3 protein-coding genes are annotated in these 3,083 nt (G+C 46.8%); all 3 read left to right on the forward strand.

Annotation, left to right across the window (positions count from 1 at the left end; genetic code table 11):
- Positions 1 to 4: 4 nt before the first annotated feature.
- The 3 genes from B3O33_RS00770 (at position 5) to topA (ending at position 3,021) form a co-directional block, all read left to right on the forward strand.
- Positions 5 to 163: a hypothetical protein gene (locus tag B3O33_RS00770; RefSeq protein ID WP_292362733.1), complete on the forward strand. Its 159-nt coding sequence runs from the start codon at positions 5 to 7 to the stop codon at positions 161 to 163.
- A gap of 23 nt (positions 164 to 186) precedes the next feature.
- Entirely contained in the window at positions 187 to 654 is a 468-nt protein-coding gene (locus B3O33_RS00775) for a DUF494 family protein (RefSeq protein ID WP_292361179.1), read from the forward strand.
- Positions 655 to 738: 84 nt separating this feature from the next.
- The gene (gene topA, locus B3O33_RS00780; RefSeq protein WP_292361180.1) at positions 739 to 3,021 is read left to right on the forward strand and encodes a type I DNA topoisomerase; all 2,283 of its coding nucleotides are present in this window, start codon (positions 739 to 741) and stop codon (positions 3,019 to 3,021) included.
- Positions 3,022 to 3,083 lie beyond the last annotated feature (62 nt).

A 3,083-nucleotide genomic window follows, 5' to 3' on the forward strand; every position in this document is an offset into this window, starting at 1 on the left:
ACAACTGTTTGAGTTTCTGGGATATGACCCGATCCACATCGATATACTTATTGACAAAAGCGGATTGACGGCTGATGCCGTTTCATCCATGCTGTTATTACTGGAGCTGCAAGGTCAGGTAGCATCATTACCCGGAGGACGATACGTCCGAGCCGGAACCTGATCAGGCCCACAATAGAGAAGCCGATGAAAGAAAATGTAATTGATGTGTTGCTCTATCTGTTCGAAAACTATATCGATACTGAAGATAGCAGCCAACCTGATAAAGATGTCCTGGAACTTGAATTAGAGCAGGTAGGCTTTCAGGAGTTGGAGATACACAAAGCGCTTGATTGGCTTGACAATATGACTGTGGTGGCCCCGCAGACAGACAATCCCAATACACATATCCGTGTTTTCAGCGAAAGTGAAATAGAGCGTCTCGACATTCAGTGTCGCGGCTATTTATTGTTTTTGGAACAGGTGGGTGTTTTGGATGTCGAAACCCGCGAAGTTGTCATCGAGCGTGTGTTGGCACTGGATAGTGAAGAAATTGATCTGGAACAGCTCAAATGGGTGGTACTTATGGTGCTGTTTTATCAACCGGGCAGAGAAGTGGCTTATGCCTGGATGGAAGATCTGGTGTTTGAAGATTTGGAGGCGGTTATTCACTGAATTTGACCGCTCTTATAATTCATAACACTGCCCGTTTTACACGGGCAGTGTTATTTAGAGCGTCTATTTTTGGTACAGGATTTTATGGGAAATAAACTCGTCATTGTTGAGTCACCGGCCAAGGCCAAGACCATCAAAAAATATCTGGGCAAAGATGTAGAAGTCTTGGCGTCTTATGGTCACGTCAGGGATTTATTGCCTAAAGAAGGCGCAGTCGACCCGTCTAATGATTTTGCGATGAAATATCAGATAATTGATCGCAACAGTAAACATGTTGATGCAATTGCCAAAGCCATGAAAAAAGCCGATTCGCTCTATCTGGCGACGGATCCGGATCGTGAAGGAGAGGCAATCTCCTGGCATTTATTTGAGTTGCTTAAAAAGAAAGGCGTTTTAAAAGATAAAGAAGTTTTCCGTGTCGTCTTTCACGAAATCACCAAACAGGCTGTTAACGATGCGGTCGCCAATCCACGTGAACTGTCGATGGACATGGTGAATGCACAACAAGCACGTCGCGCTCTGGATTACCTGGTCGGCTTTACGCTCTCACCATTACTGTGGAAAAAAGTGCGTAGAGGGTTATCTGCGGGTCGGGTGCAAAGTCCTGCTTTACGAATGATCGTCGAGCGCGAGCTGGAAATTGAAGCGTTCAAAGCTCAGGAATACTGGACCATTGAGGCAGACGCAACCGCTGAGAAAACCCCGTTTCAGGCAAAATTAACGCATTATAAAAATGAAAAGCTCAGCCAGTTCAGTATCGAGAAAACTGAGCAGGCGGAGGATGTCGTTAAAACCCTAACGAAGGCTGCTGAAGGCAAGTTACTGGTTACTCACGTTGAGAAAAAACAACGCAAACGTAACCCGGCGGCACCTTTCACCACATCAACATTGCAACAGGAAGCTTCGCGTAAATTGGGGTTTGGTGCGCAGCGCACCATGAGTGTTGCCCAGCAATTATACGAGGGTGTGGATACTGGCGAGGGTGCGGAAGGTTTAATCACCTATATGCGTACCGACTCGGTGTCTCTGGCAGCAGAGGCGATTGAAGAAATCCGCATGTTTATCGGTCAGCGTTATGGCGCCAAATCAGTGCCGAGTAAACCACAGGAATATAAAACCAAATCCAAAAATGCACAGGAAGCGCATGAGGCTGTCCGGCCGACATCGGTGCTGCGTACACCGGATGAAATGAAGGCATATTTATCCGTCGATCAGCACAAACTGTATAACCTGATCTGGCAGCGCACCCTGGCCAGTCAGATGATTCATGCAACCTTGAATACCGTTGCTGTGGATTTAGGCTGTGGCAAAGGCAATACGTTCCGCGCTAATGGCTCTACCGTGGTGAATCCCGGCTTTATGAGCGTTTACCTTGAGGGTAAAGACGATACCAAAGGCGATAAGGACGAAAATATTCTGCCGCCCATGGAAGTTGGCGAGGTGGTTGATCTGGTCGCTATTCGACCGGAACAACACTTTACTGAGCCACCACCGAGATACAGTGAAGCCAGTCTGGTACGCAGTCTGGAAGAACACGATATTGGTCGGCCTTCGACTTATGCCAGCATTATATCCACCTTGCTGCAACGTGAATATGTCGAATTGATAACGAAGCGTTTTCATCCCACTGATGTGGGAAGAGTCGTCGGCAAGTTTCTGGTTGAACACTTTACCCGCTATGTGGATTATGACTTTACTGCCAAACTGGAAGACGATCTGGATGCGGTGTCACGTGGTGAGGCAGAGTGGATTCCTCTATTACGCAACTTCTGGGGCCCGTTTAAAGAGCAGGTTGAAACTAAGGATAAAGAAGTCCAGCGCAGCGATGTGACCCAGGAGCTGTTAGACGAAGACTGCCCCAAGTGCGGTAAAAAACTATCCAGCCGGTTGGGGCGTAGTGGTCGATTTATCGGCTGTACTGGCTATCCGGAGTGTGATTACACCCGCAATATTGATGGTGAAGAAACTACTGCAAGTGAACCTGAAGTTGTTGAAGGACGTAAATGCCCTAAATGTGATTCGGACTTATGGATTCGCACAGGTAAATACGGCAAATTTATCGGCTGCAGCAGTTATCCTAAATGCAAGCATATTGAATCATTAGAACAACCGGATAAAACCGGTGTTGAATGTCCGAAGTGTAAAAAAGGTGAGATCCTTACCCGTAAATCACGACGCGGCAAAGTGTTCTATTCCTGTTCGGAATACCCAACCTGTGATTATGCGATATGGAATGAGCCGGTTGCCGAGCCTTGCCCTAATTGTAATTGGCCGATTTTGAGTATCAAAACCACCAAGAGTAAAGGTACTGAAAAAGTCTGCCCGCAGAAAGATTGCGGTTACAGTGTCAAAGTGGAAAGTGCTTAATGTCTTGTCCTGAAATAAGTTGACACTTATTTCGATTAAAACGCCCGATGCACCGCATCGGG

It is taken from the genome of Methylophaga sp. UBA1464, assembly GCF_002325665.1.
Taxonomy (GTDB): Bacteria; Pseudomonadota; Gammaproteobacteria; order Nitrosococcales; family Methylophagaceae; genus Methylophaga.